Origin of the sequence: Desulfovibrio sp. OH1186_COT-070 (genome assembly GCF_003860215.1) — a bacterium.
GTDB lineage: Bacteria > Desulfobacterota > Desulfovibrionia > Desulfovibrionales > Desulfovibrionaceae > Desulfovibrio.
Genome location: NZ_RQYH01000039.1, coordinates 1 through 20,545, shown reverse-complemented (window position 1 = coordinate 20,545; position 20,545 = coordinate 1). Strand labels below are relative to the sequence as shown.

The following is a 20,545-nucleotide window of genomic DNA, read 5'->3' as shown; positions in this document are numbered from 1 at the left end:
CATCGCCGATGATACTGCATATCTTCATGTGGGAAAGTAGGCCGCTGTCAACGATTCTTACCCCCCCCTCTCACGACAACCGCGGGAGGGGATTTTTTTGTCCCGACGACTTCCCGCTTTGTGGCCGCACGGCCGACTGCCCCATACCGATGCTGGGCATGATGACTTCCTTGCCCATATGACCTGCACAAGAAAAATTGGGCGAAATTCCCAAAAGGCGAAACTTTTTGAGCAGGCGCTTTGCAAAGACGGCATGGGCTTTTTGTGTTCAGTATCAGGCTGATATAAAAAGAAATTTTTCCTCTCTCTCTCTCTCTCTCTCTCTCTCTCTTGGAATTGCGTAAAAATCGTATCTGGCATAGTATTTCCACATACGTTTGCAAACAATTTCATAGCTCCTCCGGAAAAAACGGCGGAGGACAATCCCGAAGTTGTGGAGCGGCCATGTACCAATGCACTCTTCGCTTTTGCCTGTCTTCCAATCCGCCGCTTGAAGCCGCGCTCCGCAGGGCCGATCCCTTGCCCGGATTCGGGCACGAGATTTCCGTGGTTGACGGCAGCGGCATGGCCTCCCTTGCAGATGCCGATATTGTTTTTCTGGCCCCCAAAGACCTTGCCGCACTGCCCGCGCTGCGCCAGAAGCTTCCCAGGGCGTTTCTTGTGCTGGCCCACAGGGCTGACGAGCCGCCTTCGGCAACGCCGGACGACCTGTCGGCGCTGGACGATATCTGGGCCTTGCGGGACGATCCGGAACTCTGCGCCTTTCACGTGGCGCGCCTTCTGGAAAAGATCAAGCTGCGCAAGGACCATGCCCTTGTTCGCCAGTATCTGGACGTCACCCTCGACACATCTTCGGCCATGATCTGGTTCAAGGACAGGCAGGGCAACTATTTCAAGGTCAACAAAAACTACGCCCACATCATGGGGGTGGACTATGTGGAGTCCGGCGCACGGCGTTTCCTTGTGCAGCAAAACAACTCTGCGACCTTTGCGCAGTGCCGGGACATCTGCACGCAGTCGGACCAATATGTTCTGACTGTGGGGCGTCCCGGCATTTTTGTGGAAAATGTGCCCACCGATGGGGGCTTGCGCCAGCTCAAGGTGCACAAGGCGCCTCTTTTTGCTGACGACGGAACCATCATGGGCATTGTGGGCATTGGCTACGACATCACGGATTTTTCTTCCATGAACACGGAAGTGGGCATTTTTCTGCGCAGCCTGCCCTTTCCCATCCTGCTGGAAGACAGCGGCGGCTGCGTGACCCACATCAACGAAAAATTCCAGGAACTGTTTGAACTGCGGTCAGAAGACGCGCTTGTGGGCCAGACCAGCCAGCAGATTTTTGATCTGGTGACGGAAAAATTCGGCATCTGGTGGGAGAAAGACAATACAGAAGCGCATTTTCTGCGCGATGCTGTGGAAAATGTGCTGCTGCGCCACGACAGCAGGGTGTTTGACGCTTTCGACAAGCCTGCGGGCACCATCATCGTCCTGTGGGACGTGAGCCTGGAGCGGCGCTATGAATGGCACTTGCAGAGCAAGGCCCGCACCGATGACCTGACAGGGCTTTCCAACCGCCGTTCTTTTTATGATCTGGTTCCCGTTTTTCTGGAGTCCGGAGCCGCCCTGATTTATGTGGACCTGGACAATTTCAAGGACGTCAACGACAAATACGGCCACCACATGGGCGATCAGGCCCTGATCCTGACGGCGGGCGTTTTGTCGGCCAATTTCCCCGGCTCTGTCATCACCCGGATGGGCGGCGACGAATTTGTGATCTTTCTGCCCTCGGGCTGCACACGGGAGACTCTTTTGCCCCGCGCGCAGAGCCTGCTGGACAATCTGCACAGTGCCTTTGCCGCGCGCAAAAGCTTTCACCGGCTTTCGGCCAGCGTGGGCGTGTGCCTTGTGGAGAAAGACGGCCTGAGCCGCGACGAACTGGTGCGCAGGAGCGATGTGGCCATGTACGCGGCCAAGAGTCAGGGCAAACGGCGTTTTTGCGTGTACTCCGAAGATCTGGCGGATAGGAGCAACCCCAAAACATCCTGCCGCCAGCGGCCCCGCCCGCTCTCCGGCCGCAACAGGATACCGCAGACGCCGCCATCTCCGGCGGAACCGGCGGACAAGCAGTGATCTGTGCGCTGTTTGCGCGGCTGCACGGGACACAACAGACCAGGGCGCGGCCGCAACGTGTGTTGTGCGTGGGCTACATTGCTGGCGGCTGGGGATTTTGTCCGGCCTGAACAGCGTCCAACCAGGCCGCCCAGGCTTCGCCCACTTCCAGAAGGCGCTGACGGGGAAGGATCGTGCTGTCATAGACAATCAGCACCGACCCGCTCAGGGTGTTGCACTCCACCGAATGCACCCCCCGCACGGCGCTCAGGGCTTTTTGGGCGACGTCAGCCACCTGCTGCTGTCGCAGGGCGGGATGCCGCAGGCGCACCCGCCCGTCCACAAAACTGCTGACATATTTGCGCAGTCGCAGAAGCCCTAGCATGACGAATCCTTTTGGGTGGGCAGCGGCAAGTGTCTGCGCATGGCGTTGAGAGAAACCCCGAGGGTTGTCAGGTTGTGCAAAAGGGCGGAGAGGCCGGGCGTCAGCACCATAAAAAGCCCGCCCAGCAAAAACAGGCTGTTCAGGGTCATGGTGGTCACAAAATTGCGCTGAATGCGGCTCATGGTGCGCATGCCCAGCAGCCGGGCGTCCACCAGCCCCCGCAGGTCGGAGTGAACCAGCAGCACATTGGCCACTTCACGGGCCAGATCCGTGCCGTCGCTCATGGCCACGCCCACATGGGCGGCCGAGAGTGCGGGCGCATCATTGATGCCGTCGCCCACCATCAAAACCTTGCAGCCGGAGTCGGTCAGGCTCTGCACAACTTCCGCCTTGTCCGCGGGCAGCACCTGGGCGCGAAATTCCGTAATACCCACGCTTTCCGCAACGGCGCGGCCTGTGCGTTCGTCATCGCCGGTGAGCATGAGAATGCGCTGTATGCCCAGTTCGCGCAGTTGCCGCACCACCTGCACAGCTTCAGGCCGCAGGGGATCTTCGATGGAAAGCATGCCGGCAATCTTGCCGCCCTTGCTCATGAAGAGAAGCGAGCGCCCCTTGTCGGCCTCCGCGCGGATGCGGTTGCGCAGGGGAGCCAAGCTCACGCCTTCGTCATGCTCGATATAGTGGCGGCTGCCCACGCAGACCTTCTGGCCGTCAAGGGTGGAGGCCACGCCATGGGCCACCACATATTCCACTTGGGCATGTTCTTCCGCATGCTGGAGGTTTTCCTCCTCCGCCTTGTGTACCACCGCCCGTGCCACAGGATGGGGAAAATGCTCCTCCAGGCAGGCCATGGTGCGCAAAATTTCGCTGCGCTCAAAGCCCTGTGCCGGGAACACATCCACCACCCTGGGGCTGGCCTGCGTCAGCGTGCCCGTTTTGTCAAAGACCACGGTGTCCGCTTCGCCGAGCGCCTCAAGGTAGCGCCCGCCCTTGATGGCCATGCCGTGCCGTGCGCCTTCGCGCATGGAGGCCAGCACCGCCAGGGGCGTGGCCAGCTTGAGCGCGCAGGAATAGTCCACCAGCAGCACCGAAGCCGCCCGGCGGAAGCTGCGCGTCACCAGCCAGACCAGGCCTGCCAAGCCAAAGGTAAAGGGCACAGCCATGTCCGCCATGCGTTCAAACCTGGCCTGCACACCGGCTTTGAGGGCTTCTGATTCTTCAATGAATTTGACGACCTGCCGCAAGCGTGTGCCGTCGCCTACATGGCGCACCCTGATGACGAGGCGGCCTTCCTCCACCACCGTGCCCGCAAAGACCGATGCGCCAACCGTGCGGCGCACACCCAGAGGTTCTCCGGTCATGGACGACTGGTTGACCAAGGCTTCGCCTTCCTCCACTTCGCCGTCCACGGGGATGCAGCCGCCGTCGCGCACCACCACCAGATCCCCTTCGCATATCTGTCCCAGAGGAACGGAGGTTTCCGTGCCGTCGGCCAGCAGCCAGACGTTTTCCACATTGAGAGCCAGGCTTTCGGTGAGCATGCTCATGGAGTGGCGCCGCGTCCAGTATTCCAGCGTCTCGCCGAGGCCCAGCAGCAGGGTAAGCACACTCACCGTGCGGAAGTCGCGCATAATCAGCGAAGCGCCGATGGCCGCGGCGTCCAGCACATCCACATTGAGCGCGCCGCGCAAAAGCGCCCCCGCACCGCGCAGCAAAAACGGCACGGCCCCCACGATGCTGTTGACAATATTCAGGGCCAGCGGCAGCAGGGGGCGCAGAAAAAGAAAGCGGGCCAGCGGCAAAAAGCCTTCCAGTGGGCGCAGTTCTTTCTGCGGGGGCACGTCGGGCAAAGGGTAGGTGCCGTCCGCATCGGCCGCGCCGAGCAACAGGGTCAGAACCGTGGTGCGGGTTTCGGAGTCGTCATAATGGATGAGCAGGCTGCCCAGCCAGGGATTGGCGCGTACCGAATGCACACCGGGCAGTGAAGACAGGGCACCGGTCAGGGCTTCGGCCTTGGCCGTCCCCAGGGAGCACGAGGCGCGCACGCGCATTCTGCCGGAATCGGGCGTGGTGACGCCTCGCAATTCATGAACAATAAAAAAACGCATGCGCGCCACCCGCCTCTATGCCTTGGGAGCTTCTTGCGCCGCCTTGCGCTTGTCGGAGGTCAGACGGGCCTCGGCGGCGAGATCTTCCACGTCTTCCTTGAGGGCTTCCATCTTGTTGAGCAGGGCATCCTTGACATCCATGCCGCGGCTCACCAGATCGGCGGCCAAGGGGCGAAAGTCCAGCTTGCCCCGGCTCGCGGCCACAGCGCCCACTGCCAGTCCGCCCACAAACCACAGGGCGCACTTCCATCCATCGTTCATGATTCTCCTCCTCGGGAAGCAGTTTCGTTTTCAGACGCGCCCCTTTGGGGCACACAACAACGGTTCCGCAAAAAACGGAGCGTGCCCGTGCGGGCGCAAACCTCCGGAAGTATCTCTTGCGGAAGCGCCGGTGTCAACTTTGCCGGTTTGTGTCGGGGATGTGCCTTTGTGGACCGTTCCGGTGCGGCAGGATGTGCGGGATAACGCTGTTCAGGCGTCAGCCAAGCTGACCGTGATGAAATCGGCCTCCCTGTTGCGCAGGGAGATGGTTACGCCGGAAAGGCGCAGGGCAACAGGATCCCTGAGGGGCGCGCGCCCCACCACGGATATGGTTGTTCCGGGGATCAGCCCCATATCGCGGATGCGGCGGTTCATTTCGCCCAGCGCTTCCACAGCGGCGATTTTTCCCTGCTGGCCCACCTGCATCTGGCGCAGGCTGATGCTCTGGCTCATGACGGAAACTCCATGCTTTGCGTTGGGAGCGGGCATGTCTGGCCGGGATGCTCCGCAGGAGCGAAAAATGCCCGCATATCAGGACGCAAACTTGCATTTTCCTCCAAAAAATGTCAAGAGAAAAGAAAGTGGTTTTCATGGTCAGGAAAGCGTTTCGCTGCTTTTTGAACCGCACAGGAGGTATGCTCATGTTCCCTTCATACGTTGTCCATGTCATGGAAGGCCGCGCGCGCCTGCGCCATCCCGCATTGCGGCTGGATTCCGTTGCCGGGGCCGCCATATCCCTGCTGAAAAAACAGGGCGGTGTGCGCGATGTGCGTTCGGGCGCTGGCTCCCTGTTGTTGACCCTTGATCCTCAGGCCGATCTGGTCGCTATATGTGCCGCTCTGGACAAGGCTGTGCCGCAACTGGCGTCCTGTTCCGGTGCGGAGGTCAGGGGCGCGTGCGGGGCGGTTCGGCGCATCTCCGGCCTCTGGGCTGTCGGCGCTGACGGAAAGCGCGCGATCATGGGGGTTTCTCCGCGCAAGTTCGAGGTGCGCAGCATGCTGGGCTTTGCGGGGCTGTGCCTGAGCGCTCTTGCTTCCGGCTCCAAGCGCCTGCACATTACGGCGGGGCTGGCTTGGGCGCTCTTGGCCGCGCGGCACGTCTGGGTCCGGCGCAAGGCTCTGTAATGCCGAGCAGGGTCGGCTTTCTGCGGCTGTCGGGGAATTTTTTCGCGCGTGTGGTCCGATGGCTGTTTGCCGCTGTGTTCTGCCTCGGCATTTTCTCTTTGGCGGTTCAGGCTCTTGCCCTTGCGGCCTCCGCGCTGGCGCTTCTGATTCTGGTGACGTGCCTGGTCGCTGTCTGTTTTCCGGCAGAGAGCCGGGAGGTCTGGCAATGGGCGCGGGATGTGCTTGCACCTTCCGGCAAGGCCGGGGAGGGCAGTGCCCCTGCGGAACAGCCGGGGGCACCTGCCAGATCTTCGGCCAGCCCTCCTGACAGCCCCTCCTGAGGGGCCGCTTGCCAGAATAGCGGCTCGAGTGTGTCTGCCAGAGCATTTGCCAAGCCTTCTGCCAGCCGCCTGAAGATCCATCTGCCGGGCAGTAGGGCATATGGCTTGCCGCCACGCCTGCCAGCATTGCGGGCAAACATCCCCATTTACAGCCATAAAGAAAAACTGTAAGTCGTTTTCACTTTCTCTCGACTTCTGTACGGACCAAAAATTTTGGGGAGCAACGGAGGCAAGACCATGAGCACTGCGCAGCAAAACGCCAGCGCCCCTGATGCCGGGGCATCCACGTCCAAAAATCTGCGCATCGCCCTTGCGGGCAATCCCAACTGCGGAAAGACCACGGTGTTCAACGGCTACACCGGAGCGCGGCAGCATGTGGGCAATTATCCGGGTGTTACTGTGGAGCGCAAGGAAGGCGATGTCATGGTGGGCGACACCCGCGTCACCCTGGTGGATCTGCCCGGCACCTATTCGCTGACCGCCTATTCCATGGAAGAGATCGTGGCCCGGCGCGAGCTTTCCTCCAACAATATCCAGGCCGTCATTGACGTGGCCGAAGCATCCGCGCTGGAGCGCAACCTGCTGCTCACCGTGCAGATGCTGGAAATGGGCATGCCCGTGGTGCTGGGCTGCAACATGATGGACGAGGCCAGGGCCGGGGGTATCACCATTGACATGCCGCGGCTTTCGCAGGCTCTGGGCATTCCCGTATTTCCCATGACGGCCCGTTCCGGCGACGGCCTGAAGGAAGTGATGGATGCCGCTGTCCGACAGGCCCGCGAGGGCTTGCGCGAGCCGCTGCGGCTCTCCTATGGTACGGATATTGACCATGCCCTCAAGGAAATGGAAGAAAAAATCGCCTCCGCGAAACTGCTTGCGGGCCGCTATCATCCCTACTATGTGGCCCTCAAGCTTCTTGAGCGTGACGGCGACATGATGGCCGAAGCCGGGGCCGCCGACGCCGTAGTTTCCGGGGAATTGAGGCACATTTGCGACCGGGTTGCCCGGCATGTGCGCGAAACGCTGAATACCGGCATGGAATCCGTCATCACCGACCACCGCTACGGCTTCATCCGCAGTGTGCTGGCAGACGGCGTGCTGCGGCAGGATCCCGGCAGGGATCGCCTGGCCCTTACCGACAAGCTGGACAGGGTACTGACCAACGCTTTTCTTGGCCCCGTCATCATGCTGAGCGTACTGTACTTCATGTACCAGATCACCATTGAAATCGGCGCGTACCCGCAGGGCTGGGTGGAGGACGGCCTGGCCGCCCTGGGGAGCTGGGTGGGCGATGTCATGGAGGACGGCCCCGTCAAATCCCTGCTTGTGGACGGCATCATCAACGGTGTGGGCGGCGTGCTCAGTTTTGTGCCGCTCATTGTCATCATGTTTTCCCTCCTGTCGTTTCTTGAAGACTGCGGCTACATGGCCCGCATGGCCTACATGATGGACCGCGTGTTCCGCACGTTCGGCCTGCACGGCGCTTCGGTCATGCCGTATTGCGTGGCTGGCGGCATTGCGGGTGGCTGCGCCATCCCCGGGGCCATGGCCACGCGCACCCTGCGCAGCCCCAAGGAGAAGCTGGCAACCCTGCTGACCCTGCCCTACATGACCTGCGGAGCCAAATGGCCGGTTTTTCTGCTGCTGGCCACGGCCTTTTTTGGTACGGACGAAGCGCCGAAGGTCATGTTTTTGCTGACCATCGTGGGCTGGATTGTGGCTCTTCTGGTCGCGCGCGCCCTGCGCTCCACCATTGTCAAGGGTGAGCCGACGCCCTTTGTGATGGAACTGCCCCCGTACCGCTTTCCCACCCTGTTCAGCGTGCTGCTGCACTGCTGGGAACGCGCCTGGATGTACATAAAGAAGGCCGGAACGGTTCTTCTGGCCATTTCTGTTGTTCTCTGGGCCATGATGAAGTTTCCGGAACTGCCGGAAGACCGTGCCGCTCCTCTGGAACAGAAGATCGAAGAAGCCCGCCAGGCCGCAGGCTCTCTGCCTGCGGAAGCCACGGACGAACAGCGCGCCGCAGCGGAAGACGTCCTTGCCGATGCGCAGAACGCGCTGAGCGAGGAAGAACTGGCCTATTCTCTGGCCGGGCGTCTGGGCAAGGCCGTGGAGCCTGCGCTGGCCCCTCTGGGCTATGACTGGCGTACAAACATTGCGCTCATTGCGGGCGTGGCCGCCAAGGAGGCCGTGGTGGGCACTCTGGGCACAGCCTGGTCACTGGGCGAGATAGACGATCCCGAAGACGAGGAAGAAACCAAAAGCCTGGGCGACAGGCTCAAGGCAGCGCCCAACTGGTCCAAGGCCACAGCCCTTTCGCTCATGCTTTTTGTGCTGCTCTATTCGCCCTGCTTTGTGGCTCTGGTGGTCATCAAGCAGGAGGCGGGCGGCTGGAAGTGGCTCTTTTTCAGCATGTTTTTCAACACGGCCTTGGCCTATGGCGTGGCCTTTCTCGGCTACCGCATCGGGCAAATGCTCTGGGGCTAGTTTTTTTCCGGCGGCCGCTGATGACAATCGGCGGCCGCCAGCCCGCCATGAACCGGGCGGCTGCTTTTTGGGTCACCGCCCCCAATGGGGGGAGTACCGTGCGAGCTGATACCACGCCCCCCGTCCTTTGCCCTGCATGACCAACTGCCCACTCCCCACCAACCTGCGGAAATGCTCTTTCAGGGTATTCCGGCTGCCTCCGGTCAGGACAATCATATCCTTGATGGTGACCCTGCCGTGTTCGCGGGCGTATTCCAGAATTTGCAGGGAGAGTTCGGGCAGGGCGGCCAGCACCATATGCTCCCGCGCCACTTTTTTTTCCAGGCGTTTCATTTGCTGATGCAGAGCGCGCAGAAAGAACAGGAGCCAGGGCTGCCAGTCGGGGGCATCAGAGCGAATCGTTGTCTGTGTTTGGCGCAGGGCCAGATAATAGCCCTCTTTGCTGTTCTCGATAACGCTTTCCAGCGAGCTGTAGGGCGTGTACGCGTAGCCGCAGCGCAGCAGCAGGAGCGTGGTCAGGATGCGCGACAGGCGTCCGTTGCCGTCCTGAAACGGGTGAATGGCGAGGAAGGTTACAGCAAAAATGCCGACAACCAGCAAGGGATGCAGCTTTTTGGTTTCCAGCGCGGCATTTGTCCATTCAACCAGTTCGCGCATGAGCCGGGGCGTGTCAAAAGGCGTGGCGGTTTCAAAAACAATGCCGATCTGCTGCCCTTGCCCGTCAAAAGCCGCAACACTGTTGGAGGCGGTTTTGTAATTTCCCCTGTGGCGTTCGTCTTTGTCGCTATGCTGCAACAAGTCCCGATGAAGCTGGCGAATATGATTTTCTGTCAGCGGGATGTACTCCCAGGACTGAAAAATCTGCTCCATGGTCTCGGCGTATCCGGCAACCTCCTGCTCGTCACGCGAGGAAAAAGAGCGGATGGCAAGATGCGACAGCAGTTTTTCCACGTCACTGTCAGAGAGCTTGCTTCCCTCAATACGCGTGGAAGAGCCGATACTTTCTATGGTGGCGACCCGGCGCAGGGCAAAAAGGCGTTCGGGCGCGAGAGTTCCCAAGGCTTTCCACGCGCCCTTGAATTCGTCGATTTCTGCAATCAGGGCAAGAAGTTCCGGGGTAATGTGCAGCGTGTCTGTTGTGATCATACCCATGTATACACCCACAAACACCCAATTCGTCAACCCGCAAATTCACCCATTTTCACCCAATTGCAGCCGCACTTTCAAACCTGCCCCTCATACACGCTGGCCGCAGCAGCCAGAAATCCCGAACGGGTCATGCCCGCGGCCTTGGCCTTGCGGTCGATCATGTCCAGCTTGTACTTGCTGAAAGAAACAGACACCTGCTTGGTACGCATATCCAGATCTGGTGCCGGGACAGGATGCACCACAGTGCCTTCCGGCAGAGGGCCAAAATCCAATGCAGCGGATTCAGCCCGCAGTTTTTCCCAAGCGACCTCATACGTTGAAGGTTGGGGAATGGGGTCGTTATCGTCAGCCAGGACTTCCAGATGTCCCGCGAGAGCGTCCACAGCCATGGCGAAAGCATGTTCCATGGTTTCACCCCATGTCGCGCAGCCCGGCACATCCGGGAATATGACCGATACGCTGCCCTCACAGGGAATAAATCCGGCATAGTACGTTTCCATAATTTTCTCCGGGGGGGGGTGGACAGTTCACCCCATTTTCACTCCCGACTGTTTTTCAATGAGCTTCAGGATGGGCGGGGGTATGTCACCGGGATGCATGGCTACCGTCACCTTGCCCGGTTTGCCGGGATGTTTGAACTGTTTGTGACTGGTGCGCTTTCCGGGCAGCTCGCTCCAACCATCGGCCTTCAATCGCTGAACAACTTCTTTTGCCTTCATATTTCCTTTCCCGCTGCAAAAATACTATGGAATTTTTATATAAAAAACAAGAAAAATGTATAATTTTTGTGTAAAATGCATGCAGATCCATGCAACAGTACGGCTCCTTTCCCAGCAAAAAGCCCCCCACCGCCCCGGCGGGGGCGGTGGGGGGAGCGATCTCTCCCGCACGGCAGGCTCCCGCGTGGCAGGGCTGCCGCGCAAGGGGCCGCAGTGCGCTGTCGGCGGGCATTCCCGCGCTTCTCCGCGCGGTGGGACTGTCGCTAGATCGTGCTGCTCTCTTCCTCGTCCGGCGCGTTTTCCGTTTCGTGGCGCCCGGCCACAAGATTGTTGTGCCCGGCAATGATGGCGGCAAGCGCTTCCGGGTTGGCCAGCGAAGTGGTGTCGCCGATTTCCTCATGGCTGTCGCCGGCGATTTTGCGCAGCATGCGGCGGATGACTTTGCCCGATGTGGTCTTGGGCATGGCTTCCACAAACTGGATGTATTCCGGCGTGGCCAGCGCGCCGATGTCGCGGCGCACGGTATCGCGCAGCTTGACGCGCAGGCTTGAGCTCCAGGGCACCTCATCCCGCGTGACCACATAGGCATAGATTCCCTCACCCTTGAGCGCGTGGGGCATGGGCACCACAGCGGCCTCACCCACTTCGGGGCAGGCGGCCAGCACAGCCTCGATTTCTGCGGTGGACAGGCGGTGCCCCGAAACATTGATGGAATCGTCCACCCGGCCCAGAATCCAGAAATAGCCGTCGCTGTCCACTTCTGCCGCGTCTCCCGACGAATAGCAGCCAAAGCGCGAAAAATAGGACTGGTATTTTTCTTCGTCGCAGTACACGCCCTGCATCATGCCGGGCCACGGCCGCCGGATGACCAGATGCCCGGCCTTGGCGCCTTCTTCCGCCTCGTCGCCGTCGCGCCCTGCCGAGCCGATGATGGCCGCGTCAATACCGGGCAGGGGTTTGGTGGCCGAGCCGGGTTTGAGTTTGGTGGCATAGGGGATGGGAGCGATCATGGCGCCGCCGGTTTCCGTCTGCCACCAGGTGTCCACAATGGGCAGTTCCTCATTGCCGATGTGCTCGTAAAACCAGCGCCAGGCTTCGGGGTTGATGGGTTCGCCCACTGTGCCCAGAATGCGCAGGCTGCGCAGGTCATAGCGTTCTGTCCAGGCTTCGTTCATGCGCATGAGGGAGCGGATGACCGTGGGAGCCGTGTACAGAATATTGACCCGGAAGTTTTCCACAATGCGCCAGTAACGGTCGGGGTAGGGCCAGGTGGGTACGCCCTCGAACATGATGGTGGTGGCCCCCAGCGCCAGCGGCCCGTACAGGCCGTAAGTGTGCCCGGTAATCCAGCCCGCGTCGGCCGTGCACCAGTACACGTCGTCGTCGCGCATGTCGAAGCACCATTGGGTGGTGTGGGCCGCATAGGTCAAATACCCTCCCGTGGCGTGCATCACGCCCGTGGGCTTGCCCGTGCTGCCGCTGGTGTGCAGCAGAAAGAGCGTATCGTTGGCGTCCATGGGTTCGCAGGGAAAGTCCGGGTTGAGGGTAAAATCGTCCATGAGGTCGTGCCACCAGGTGTCACGCTTGCGCTGCATGTTGACGTTTTCCAGTCCGGCGTTTCTGACCACCACCACATGGCCCACAGAGGGGCATTTTTCCAGAATGGGGTCCAGATTGGCCTTGAGCGGCTTGATCTTGCCGGAGCGTACGGCGGCATCGGCGGTAATGACCACGCGCGCCCTGCACCCCTGGATGCGGCTGCGCACGCCGCCCTCGGCATAGCCGGAAAAAATGGCCGTGTGGATGGCCCCTATGCGCGCGCAGGCCAGCATGGCGATAAACAGCTCCGGAATCATGGGCATGTACAGGGCCACATGGTCGCCCTTGCGGATATGCAGGGAACTCAGGGCATGCGCCACGCGGCACACTTCGGTATAGAGCATCTGGTAGGTATAGCAGCGGACATCGGTTTCCTTTTCTCCCTGCCAGATGAGCGCCGCCTTGTTGCGCCTGCCGGAAATCAGGTGCCTGTCAATGCAGTTGAAGGAGGCATTGAGTTTGGCCCCGGTAAACCACTTGTACTTGTGGTGCGCGTCATCCGCTTCCAGCACCTTGTCCCATCGTTTGAACCAGTGGATCAACTGCGAAGCCCGCGCTCCCCAGAAGTCGCTGGGGTCTTCCAGCGCACGGCGGCAAAGTTCGTCATATTCTTCCGGCCCGCATATCCAGGCGGATGTTCTGCCGTGCTCCGGCGGCAAATAGCTGCGGCTGTCCGTCAGCAGTGTGGTGATCCGTTCTTGGGACATGGTCTTCCTCCTCCCCCTGCAACAGTTGTAGGCGCTAACAACACGCCATGATACTTGGATAAATAAATTTTTTCGCGGCCGTCAAGCCCGCCGGATTGTTTGCGCTTTCAGTCACTGGAGATATTTTTTTCACAAGCGCGGAGGCAGAGAAGAAAAATTTTGGTCCGCGAAGAATTGGTATGGCGATACAACAGAAGATTTTTTTCACAATTGCGCGAAAAAATTTTTTGCGAACGCGGCGCCAGCCAGGGCATGCACAGGGTTGGCGTGGCTGGCGCCGCGAAAGCAAACCATGCAAGAAAAGCAAGGCAGGCTTTGCCGCCATCTGCCGTGCAGGGGCAAGTTCGTGGCGATGTGCCAATGCGCTGTGAACGCACGGCGCATCGCCAGGGATTGCCTTTGCGGCGAATGGCTGGCATATTCACCGCAAAAAGTGCGGAGATTATGCCATATATTCATGAGAGGCCGGACTGGCCGTGCTTTCGGTGGAACATGGCGGAACTGGCAGAGCCTCTTGCCGCCGTGCGCCATGCGCAGGGGCTGCTTTTGGGGCGGATGAGCGCCCTGGGCTTTTCCTTTCGTGCCGCGGCGGGCCTGGAAACATTGACCCAGGATGTGGTCAAGTCCAGCGCCATTGAAGGGGAATTTCTTGACGTGGCCCAGGTGCGATCTTCTCTGGCCCGCAGGCTCGGTGTGGACATCGGCGGCCTTGCCCCTGTGGGCAGAAACGTGGAAGGCGTTGTGGAAATGATGCTGGACGCCACGCAACGCTGCAACGAGCCGTTGACGGCGGAGCGCCTTTTCGGCTGGCATGCAGCCCTTTTTCCTTCGGGGTATGGCGCGTCCCGGCGCATTGCCGTGGGCGCATGGCGCACAGATGCGGACGGCCCCATGCAGGTGGTTTCCGGCTATGTGGGGCACGAAAAAGTGCATTTTGAGGCCCCGGCCGCAGAGCGTCTTGCTGACGGAATGAGCCGGTTTCTGGAATGGTTCAATGACCCCCGCGCGCTGGATCCCGTGCTGAAAGCCGGAATCGCGCATCTGTGGTTTGTGACCCTCCACCCCTTTGAGGACGGCAACGGGCGCATGGCGCGCGCTATTGCCGACTGCGCGCTGGCGCGGGCCGACGGCTGCCCGCAGCGCTTTTACAGCATGTCTGCCCGGATCGAGCGGGAACGGAAGGAGTATTACGCCATCCTGGAGCGTACCCAAAAGGGAGATGTGGAGATCACGCCTTGGCTGCGCTGGTTTGTGGACTGCCTGGGGCGGGCTGTTGAAGGGGCGGGCACAAGCCTTGCGGCGGTCATGCGCAGAGCCCGCTTTTGGCAGTATGCGAGCCGGTATTCTCTCAATGAGCGCCAGAGATCCATTCTGGGCCGTCTGCTTGAGGGCTTTGAGGGCAAACTGACCAGCGGCAAATACGCCAGGCTGGCCAAATGCTCGCCAGACACAGCCCTGCGCGATATCCGGGAACTCATGGCGTGCGGCCTGCTGCAACAGGCCGCTGGCGGCGGGCGGAGCACAAGCTACGATTTGCCGGCCGATGTGCCTTCTTCAGCGCAAAACTCCAGATAGTCTTCAACCGAGTCGGCAAGGGCCTGCTTCAGTGCGTCAATGGAGCGGCCCTGAAAGGTGATCATGTCCGCAGGGCAGCTACGGATGACGGGCCACAGCCTTGGACAGGGCCTGAGCTACCCACGTGTTCAGGCTCACACCGTCACGAGCAGCCTCCAGAGCGATGCGCTGATGTACCTTGGGCGAAAGGCGTACGTTGAAGCGCCCGGAATAGGGCTTTTCCGGTGTCTTGCCTTCTTCAGCGCAAAACTCCAGATAGTCTTCAACCGAATCGGCAAGGGCCTGCTTCAGTGCGTCAATGGAGCGGCCCTGAAAAGTGATCATGTCCGCAAGGTGCAGCACCTGGCCGTGAAAAATATCGGCTTCCGGATCATACGCAAAACGACCGCAGTATCCTTTATAGGTGAGTGTGTTCATGGTGCTATCCCCGCATTTTCAAGAAATTCCCTGACAGACTTGACTGCTCCCCTGTCTGTGGTCGGTCGTGGATGTGGACGGTGGAAGGTGGCAAGGACGCCGTTCAGGCTGACGCGCATCCGTGATCCCCGTCCCTCTTTGATTTTTCCGCCGCAGGCCACAAACAGGTTTTCGATGTCGGCCCAGTGGAGCGAGGCGGACGGCGGATCGGCAAAGATTGCCTGAAGCGTTTTGCGGTGTTTGCTGTTCATCCAGGAAAACAGTACGGCATTCTTGGCACAGGTCAAGCCTTGCCGCCCCGCGCGGGCACAGGCGCGGGGCGGCAATACGTATCCCAAGACTTTTCCCTTACTTCCGGATGCAGTCTTCCACTGCGGCAATCAGGCGGTCAATGGGCTCTTCGCGCGCGCCTTCGCCCATAACCCCCACGCGGATGACCTTGCCCGCCAGTTCGCCCAAACCTCCGGCCACCTCAATGCGGTGTTTGGAGCGCAACTCCGCGCGCAGGGTATTGGCGTCCACCCCCGAAGGCGGCAGAAAGAGGTTGATCTGCGGGGCGGCTCCCGGGCCTTTCACATAGGGCGTGAAACCCAGCCCTTCCAGCCCCTGGGCCAGCCGCCGGTGCATGGCCTCGTGGCGGGCAAAGGAGGATTCCAGCCCCTCGGTGAGCAGATTGTCCATGGCCTGGTGCAGGGCATAATACATGTTGCTGGGGCCGGTGTGGTGGTAGACGCGGGGCGAGCCTTCCCAATATTTGCGGATGAGCGTCACGTCCAGATACCAGTTGGGGACTTTGGTCTTGCGTTTGGCCATGCTCTCCATGGCCGCGTCCGAAAACGAGGCCGGAGCCAGCCCCGGAGGGGCGGACAGGCATTTCTGCGAGCCGCTGTAAAAGGCGTCAATGCCCCATTCGTCCACGCGCACGTCAACGCCGCCCAGTCCGGCCACGCTGTCCACCAGAAAGAGGGTGTCGCTGTCTTTCACCAGCGCGCCCAGTTCGGCCACGGGATTGTTGATGCCGGTGGAGGTTTCGGCGTGCACCACGGCCAGCAGTTTGTAGTGCTTGCGGCCCAGGGCCTCCTTGACGGCCTGCGCGTCCACGGCCCTGCCCCAGGGGCAGTCCACGGTGTCCGCCACCGCGCCCAGGCGCGAGGCCACCTCCACCATGCGCGCGCAAAACACGCCGTTGCTCACAATGAGCACATGGTCGCCCGGTTCCACCAGATTCACGAAACAGGCTTCCATACCTGCCGAGCCTGTGCCCGAAAGGGGAAAAGTCACGGCATTGCGCGTTTTGCACACGGCGCGCAACTGCTCCTGCACAGCGTCCATGACTGCGATGCAGTGCGGGTCAAGATGCCCCAGGGTGGGCATGCTCAGGGCCTTGAGCACATTGGGGGCCACCGGGCTGGGGCCGGGGGCCATGAGGAGCACATGGTCCAGATTGCCGAAAACGGTGTTCATGCCAATCTCCTTTGGTTGAGCCGGTACACGAAATTTTTCTGCCCCATGATACCCGGCAACGCCGTGCAAGAAAAGGGCGCAGGACGGGGCGGGCGCGTTTTTCTTGCGGCGGGCAAAATTTTGTACGCGCCCCGCCTGCGGGAGATTCCGCGGTTGTCAAAAGCCCGGGGCACACAAAAATGCGCAAAAAGCATATTTTTGCCCTGCTTTGCGGGGAAAAATTTTTTCCGCAATATTTTTTCTATCAAGCTGATTTTTTTCAGAAACAGGAAAAAACGGCATCCGAAGCAGATGACACGGTAAAAAATTTTGCACTTTTTCTCTTGCCATGTTTCCGGGCTTCGCCTATAGTTTTCTCAAGGCGAAAACTTTTTCGCCCCGCATGTGCAAACACCCTGCCCGGCAGGGACAAGAAAGGAAGGAAAAACCATGAAAAAGATCGCGACTCTCCTGTTGGCGGCCGGTCTGGTTTTTGGCGCTGCCACCGGCGCCGACGCCATTGACTTCAAGGCCAAGGGCCAGTGGATCATGAGCTTTGACTACGGCCAGAACCACGCCTTCACCGGCGGCAACGGCCGCACCGGCAACGGCCGTGGCGAAGACGAATTCGAAGCCAACCAGCGTGTGCGCCTGCAACTGGACGCCGTGGCCTCCGAAGCCCTCTCCGGTACCGTGTACTTTGAAATCGGCGACCAGCGTTGGGGACGTGATGGCGGAGGTGTAGGGCGTGGATCCGGCGGCGCTCTGGGCGCTGACGGCGTTGCCGTGGAAGTGAAGCGCGCCTATATCGACTGGATCGTGCCCGAAACCGACCTCAAGGTGCGCATGGGCATCCAAGGCATCGCCCTGCCCAGCTTCACCTCCGGCACCCAGGTCTTTGACGACGACGTGGCCGGCATCAGCCTCAACTACCAGTTCAACGAAAACGTGGGCCTCACCGCCTTCTGGGCCCGCCTGTACAACGACAACGGCAGCTACACCACCGCCTCCGGCCGCACGTATAACAACTACATGGATAACTTGGACGCCTTCGCCTTGCTGCTGCCCCTGAGCTTTGACGGTGTGAAAGTGACCCCGTGGGCCATGTACGCCGCCATCGGGCCCAACTCCTTCCGCGGCACTAATCCTGTGGCCGGAAATACCAACTGGAGCAACTTTGCTGGTCTGGGCGGCTTTGTGCGCGCCGGCATGCTGCCCGTGAACGGTTCCATGCGCAAGGACGGCTCTTTTGCCGGAAAACGCTGGAACCTGTACGGCGATGCCTTCTGGGCCGGTCTCACCGGCGAAGTCACGGCCTTTGATCCCTTCCGTATCGCGTGGGACGTGAACTACGGTGACGTGCGTTATGACGACAGCCGCTCCCGCCGCCACGGCTGGCTGGCCTCCCTGCTCTTCGAATACAAGCTGGATTGGGCCATCCCCGGTCTCTACGGCTGGTACGCCACCGGCGACGACAACAATCCCGCCAACGGTTCCGAGCGCATGCCCACCCTGAGCGCCAACGGCACCAACGGCTTCTCCAACTTCGCCTTCAGCGGCAATCCTTACATCGCCCGTGATACGGTTCTCGGCCGCACCATGGTCGGCACATGGGGCGTAGGCGCCCGCCTGAAGGACATGAGCTTCCTCGAAGACCTCAAGCACACCTTCCGTATCAACCTCATCGGCGGCACCAACAGCAAGGGCATGGCCAAGTACATCTCTGCCGGCGGCACCCGCAACGGCGCTTGGAACACCTTGACCGGTGCCAACAGCGCCGGAGTGGGCATGGATCCCCTGTACATGACCACGGGCGACACCGCGCTGGAATTCGGCCTGACCAACACCTACCAGATGTACGAAAACTTCACCGTCATGCTGGATGCCAACTACATTGCCACTTGGCTTGACAAGTCCCGCAATGTCTGGGGCCGCAGCACCCTGAACGGCCGCAGCGACCAGGTGCGCGATCCCTGGAACGTGAACCTGAGCTTCGTGTACTCCTTCTAGGCCGTACGCGACAACCCGCAAAATCAGGGGAACCCTCGCACGAGGGTTCCCCTTTTTTCGTTGAGGCCTTTTGTCGTGCCCGCCCTGCCGGACAGAGCGCTGCGCTATGCCCTTGGTGCGGATACGGGAATATCATGCCCGGCAAAGCCTGGCAGAGCGGCCGCAAAAAGCACGTCTCGCAGGGGCTTTCCGCTCCATATGCGGGGAATGCTCCCATACCCTCGATGCAGATCACTGGCACACACAGGCGAGACATTCGCTTTTTTGACGATTTTCCACAAAATCGTTTTGAATTTCCTGTGGTTGAAGCGCAGATTTCATTGAGAGCGTGAAGCTCTCTTGTCAAGGTGTGTGATGGCTGTCGCATGTCAAGGATGGTGCGCCGCTTCCCCGCCCTGCTTCATGCCGAGAGGAACGCCGAGGGCATTTGTTATTTTGAGAATTGTTTCAAAACGGGGCTTTGTGCCGGGGGAAAATGTCTTGTAAAGGCTTTCCCTGCTCAATCCGGTATCTTTGGCCAGTTGTGCGACCCCACGGGCTTTTGCCACTTCTCCGAGAGCGCCAAGAAAGACATCGGGGTTGGGGTCTTCCAGACAGGCGGCGAGATATTCAGCAATCATTTCCTCACTATCAAGGTATCTTGCTGTTTCGTATTCACGAATAGCCGTTTTTTTCATTGCCGTTCCTCCCTTATCATGCGCCACAGTTCTCTGGCCTTGGCGATGTCCTTTTTTTGCGTGGACTTGTCGCCGCCGACAATCAAAAGGTAAACATGCAAGCCCTCTTGGGCGTAGTACACGCGATAGCCTGGGCCGAAATCAATTTTCATTTCGCACACACCTTCATCCAGCACCTTGTAGGCTCCGAAGTTTCCGGCCTTGGCGGATTCGATGCGGGCCGCAATTCTGGCCCGGCCCTTTATATCTCGGAGTTTGCTGAACCATTCCGCATACAGGTCTGTTTCGTGAAAAATATTTATCGCGCTCATGCTAAATGATGTAGCCTGTGAGATACAAAAGTCAAGATCTCTGCCCAAAGTTTTCACCTGCCTTGGCAACTCGCAATACACAATCTGAAAAAGCCGCAGGGCACTATATTGACAACAAAACTATATATCATTACAAAAAATTGAAATGTAGTGATAATAGGAGGCAAAGTATGGCAAATTTGCAAATCCGGCTCGATGACAGCTTGAAAAATCAAGCGCAAGCCGTTGTACAGGATATGGGGCTTGATTTGTCCGCAGCCGTCCGCCTTTTCCTTGCCCAAATGGTAAAAGAGAATGGTCTGCCGTTCAGGCCGACAAATGAGCCATTTTACAGCGCCAAAAACCAGGAGGTGCTGCGTCGCTCTGCTGCCCAAATCGAATCTGGACAAACGGTGACAAAAAGCCTGGAAGAACTGCGGAGCTTGGAATAATGCAATTCCAGTTCAGCGCGAACGCATGGAGCGAGTACACGTACTGGCAGACCCGGGATAAGCGCACGCTCAAACGGATAAACGATCTGTTGCAGGATATAGGCCGGGGAGGGTATCAAGGTGTCGGAAAACCGGAGCCGTTGACCGGAGATTTGTCCGGTTATTGGAGCCGCCGGATTGATGACAAAAATCGCCTTGTTTATCGGATCCAGGGTGAGGTATGCGAAATCATACAGTGCAGCGGGCACTATGACGATTGAACATTAGAGTGCAGGCTGTAATTCTCCTCCCCCAAAAGGGATTTGGCCTGTGCTTTCTGTTTCTGCGCAACGTCAAGGGGTACGGCTGGAACCACAAGCGCGGGCATCGCATTTGCCGGGAGCTTGAACTGAGCTTGCGGATAAAGCCCGGGAAACGGAGAAAGCGGGACAAGCCGGAACAACGGGCTATTCCTGAAACCGTGAACCAGGTGGTCGATGGACTTCATGCACGACCAGCTTCAGGATGGCCGTTGTATCCGCCTCTTGAACGTCCTGGACGACTTTACCCGTGAAGGGCTCGGCATTGAGATTGATTTTTCCTTGCCGTCGGAGCGGGTAATCCGCGCCTTGGAGAACATCATTGAATGGCGGGGTTGTCCCAGGGAGATTCGTTGTGATAACGGCCCTGAATATGTGAGCGGCATTTTCCAGTCCTGGGCTGAAAAA

At 59.6% G+C, this 20,545-nt stretch carries 23 protein-coding genes and 1 pseudogene; 10 read left to right on the top strand and 14 right to left on the bottom strand.

All coding sequences use genetic code 11. The features are described from left to right. Positions 1 to 444: 444 nt before the first annotated feature. Positions 445 to 2,133: a diguanylate cyclase domain-containing protein gene (locus EII23_RS10520; RefSeq protein ID WP_124793326.1), complete on the top strand. Its 1,689-nt coding sequence runs from the start codon at positions 445 to 447 to the stop codon at positions 2,131 to 2,133. 73 nt (positions 2,134 to 2,206) lie between these two features. Here the strand turns inward: EII23_RS10520 and EII23_RS10515 are convergent, their stop codons facing one another. From EII23_RS10515 to EII23_RS10500, 4 genes are all read right to left on the bottom strand, one after another. Continuing rightward, positions 2,207 to 2,497 (bottom strand): HMA2 domain-containing protein, encoded by a 291-nt coding sequence (locus tag EII23_RS10515; protein ID WP_124793325.1) that lies wholly within the window; start codon positions 2,495 to 2,497, stop codon positions 2,207 to 2,209. Then, a complete protein-coding gene (locus EII23_RS10510) occupies positions 2,491 to 4,605 on the bottom strand; it encodes a heavy metal translocating P-type ATPase (protein WP_124793324.1) in 2,115 nt (704 codons plus the stop codon). The genes EII23_RS10515 and EII23_RS10510 overlap by 7 nt, the downstream gene beginning before the upstream one ends. Positions 4,606 to 4,620: 15 nt before the next feature. After that, positions 4,621 to 4,866 carry a hypothetical protein gene (locus EII23_RS10505; protein WP_124793323.1) on the bottom strand — a complete coding sequence of 82 codons (246 nt, stop codon included), beginning with the start codon at positions 4,864 to 4,866 and terminating at the stop codon, positions 4,621 to 4,623. Between the two features lie 210 nt (positions 4,867 to 5,076). Beyond that, positions 5,077 to 5,319, bottom strand: coding sequence for a FeoA family protein (locus EII23_RS10500; protein ID WP_124793322.1), 243 nt, complete (start codon positions 5,317 to 5,319; stop codon positions 5,077 to 5,079). A gap of 188 nt (positions 5,320 to 5,507) precedes the next feature. Here EII23_RS10500 and EII23_RS10495 point away from each other — a divergent pair, with 188 nt between their 5' ends. From EII23_RS10495 to feoB, 3 genes are all read left to right on the top strand, one after another. Then, positions 5,508 to 5,990, top strand: coding sequence for a hypothetical protein (locus EII23_RS10495; protein ID WP_124793321.1), 483 nt, complete (start codon positions 5,508 to 5,510; stop codon positions 5,988 to 5,990). Next, complete coding sequence (locus tag EII23_RS10490) at positions 5,990 to 6,310, top strand: hypothetical protein (RefSeq protein WP_124793320.1); 321 nt, start codon at positions 5,990 to 5,992, stop codon at positions 6,308 to 6,310. The genes EII23_RS10495 and EII23_RS10490 overlap by 1 nt, the downstream gene beginning before the upstream one ends. 237 nt (positions 6,311 to 6,547) lie before the next feature. Then, entirely contained in the window at positions 6,548 to 8,800 is a 2,253-nt protein-coding gene (gene feoB, locus EII23_RS10485) for a ferrous iron transport protein B (RefSeq protein WP_124793319.1), read from the top strand. 72 nt (positions 8,801 to 8,872) lie between these two features. Here feoB and EII23_RS10480 read toward each other — a convergent pair whose 3' ends face one another. The 4 genes from EII23_RS10480 to acs all read right to left on the bottom strand — a co-directional run bounded on the left by EII23_RS10480 (position 8,873) and on the right by acs (position 12,974). Then, on the bottom strand, positions 8,873 to 9,952 hold the full coding sequence (locus tag EII23_RS10480) for a Fic family protein (RefSeq protein ID WP_260424688.1): 1,080 nt from the start codon (positions 9,950 to 9,952) through the stop codon (positions 8,873 to 8,875). Positions 9,953 to 10,023: 71 nt separating this feature from the next. Continuing rightward, positions 10,024 to 10,449 carry a type II toxin-antitoxin system HicB family antitoxin gene (locus EII23_RS10475; RefSeq protein ID WP_124793318.1) on the bottom strand — a complete coding sequence of 142 codons (426 nt, stop codon included), beginning with the start codon at positions 10,447 to 10,449 and terminating at the stop codon, positions 10,024 to 10,026. 27 nt (positions 10,450 to 10,476) lie between these two features. Further along, positions 10,477 to 10,668 (bottom strand): type II toxin-antitoxin system HicA family toxin, encoded by a 192-nt coding sequence (locus EII23_RS10470; protein ID WP_124793317.1) that lies wholly within the window; start codon positions 10,666 to 10,668, stop codon positions 10,477 to 10,479. Positions 10,669 to 10,931: 263 nt separating this feature from the next. Next, the gene (gene acs, locus EII23_RS10465; RefSeq protein WP_124793316.1) at positions 10,932 to 12,974 is read right to left on the bottom strand and encodes an acetate--CoA ligase; all 2,043 of its coding nucleotides are present in this window, start codon (positions 12,972 to 12,974) and stop codon (positions 10,932 to 10,934) included. A gap of 444 nt (positions 12,975 to 13,418) precedes the next feature. Between acs and EII23_RS10455 the strand changes: the two genes are divergently transcribed. Continuing rightward, on the top strand, positions 13,419 to 14,549 hold the full coding sequence (locus tag EII23_RS10455) for a Fic family protein (protein ID WP_124793314.1): 1,131 nt from the start codon (positions 13,419 to 13,421) through the stop codon (positions 14,547 to 14,549). 78 nt (positions 14,550 to 14,627) lie between these two features. Here EII23_RS10455 and EII23_RS10445 read toward each other — a convergent pair whose 3' ends face one another. The 4 genes from EII23_RS10445 to EII23_RS12960 form a co-directional block, all read right to left on the bottom strand. Then, positions 14,628 to 14,966, bottom strand: a complete 339-nt coding sequence (locus EII23_RS10445) for a type II toxin-antitoxin system HicB family antitoxin (RefSeq protein ID WP_124793313.1) — start codon at positions 14,964 to 14,966, stop codon at positions 14,628 to 14,630. Continuing rightward, positions 14,963 to 15,304, bottom strand: coding sequence for a type II toxin-antitoxin system HicA family toxin (locus EII23_RS10440; protein WP_260424687.1), 342 nt, complete (start codon positions 15,302 to 15,304; stop codon positions 14,963 to 14,965). The genes EII23_RS10445 and EII23_RS10440 overlap by 4 nt, the downstream gene beginning before the upstream one ends. 10 nt (positions 15,305 to 15,314) lie before the next feature. Continuing rightward, positions 15,315 to 16,430, bottom strand: a complete 1,116-nt coding sequence (locus EII23_RS10435; RefSeq protein WP_124793312.1) for an alanine--glyoxylate aminotransferase family protein — start codon at positions 16,428 to 16,430, stop codon at positions 15,315 to 15,317. Positions 16,431 to 16,586: 156 nt separating this feature from the next. Continuing rightward, on the bottom strand, positions 16,587 to 16,760 hold the full coding sequence (locus EII23_RS12960; protein WP_185702369.1) for a hypothetical protein: 174 nt from the start codon (positions 16,758 to 16,760) through the stop codon (positions 16,587 to 16,589). A gap of 99 nt (positions 16,761 to 16,859) precedes the next feature. Here EII23_RS12960 and EII23_RS10430 point away from each other — a divergent pair, with 99 nt between their 5' ends. After that, positions 16,860 to 18,419, top strand: coding sequence for an outer membrane homotrimeric porin (locus EII23_RS10430; RefSeq protein WP_185702368.1), 1,560 nt, complete (start codon positions 16,860 to 16,862; stop codon positions 18,417 to 18,419). Positions 18,420 to 18,553: 134 nt separating this feature from the next. Beyond that, positions 18,554 to 18,751 (top strand): hypothetical protein, encoded by a 198-nt coding sequence (locus EII23_RS10425; protein WP_124793311.1) that lies wholly within the window; start codon positions 18,554 to 18,556, stop codon positions 18,749 to 18,751. A gap of 36 nt (positions 18,752 to 18,787) precedes the next feature. Here EII23_RS10425 and EII23_RS10420 read toward each other — a convergent pair whose 3' ends face one another. Both EII23_RS10420 and EII23_RS10415 read right to left on the bottom strand, forming a co-directional pair. Next, positions 18,788 to 19,096: an addiction module antidote protein gene (locus tag EII23_RS10420; RefSeq protein WP_124793310.1), complete on the bottom strand. Its 309-nt coding sequence runs from the start codon at positions 19,094 to 19,096 to the stop codon at positions 18,788 to 18,790. Further along, a complete protein-coding gene (locus tag EII23_RS10415) occupies positions 19,093 to 19,455 on the bottom strand; it encodes a type II toxin-antitoxin system RelE/ParE family toxin (protein WP_260424686.1) in 363 nt (120 codons plus the stop codon). The genes EII23_RS10420 and EII23_RS10415 overlap by 4 nt, the downstream gene beginning before the upstream one ends. 122 nt (positions 19,456 to 19,577) lie before the next feature. Here EII23_RS10415 and EII23_RS10410 point away from each other — a divergent pair, with 122 nt between their 5' ends. From EII23_RS10410 to EII23_RS10400, 3 genes and pseudogenes are all read left to right on the top strand, one after another. Beyond that, the gene (locus EII23_RS10410; protein WP_124793309.1) at positions 19,578 to 19,838 is read left to right on the top strand and encodes a type II toxin-antitoxin system RelB/DinJ family antitoxin; all 261 of its coding nucleotides are present in this window, start codon (positions 19,578 to 19,580) and stop codon (positions 19,836 to 19,838) included. After that, a complete protein-coding gene (locus EII23_RS10405) occupies positions 19,838 to 20,098 on the top strand; it encodes a Txe/YoeB family addiction module toxin (protein ID WP_124793308.1) in 261 nt (86 codons plus the stop codon). The genes EII23_RS10410 and EII23_RS10405 overlap by 1 nt, the downstream gene beginning before the upstream one ends. A gap of 38 nt (positions 20,099 to 20,136) precedes the next feature. Further along, positions 20,137 to 20,545, top strand: a pseudogene (locus EII23_RS10400) (DDE-type integrase/transposase/recombinase); the annotation flags it as partial.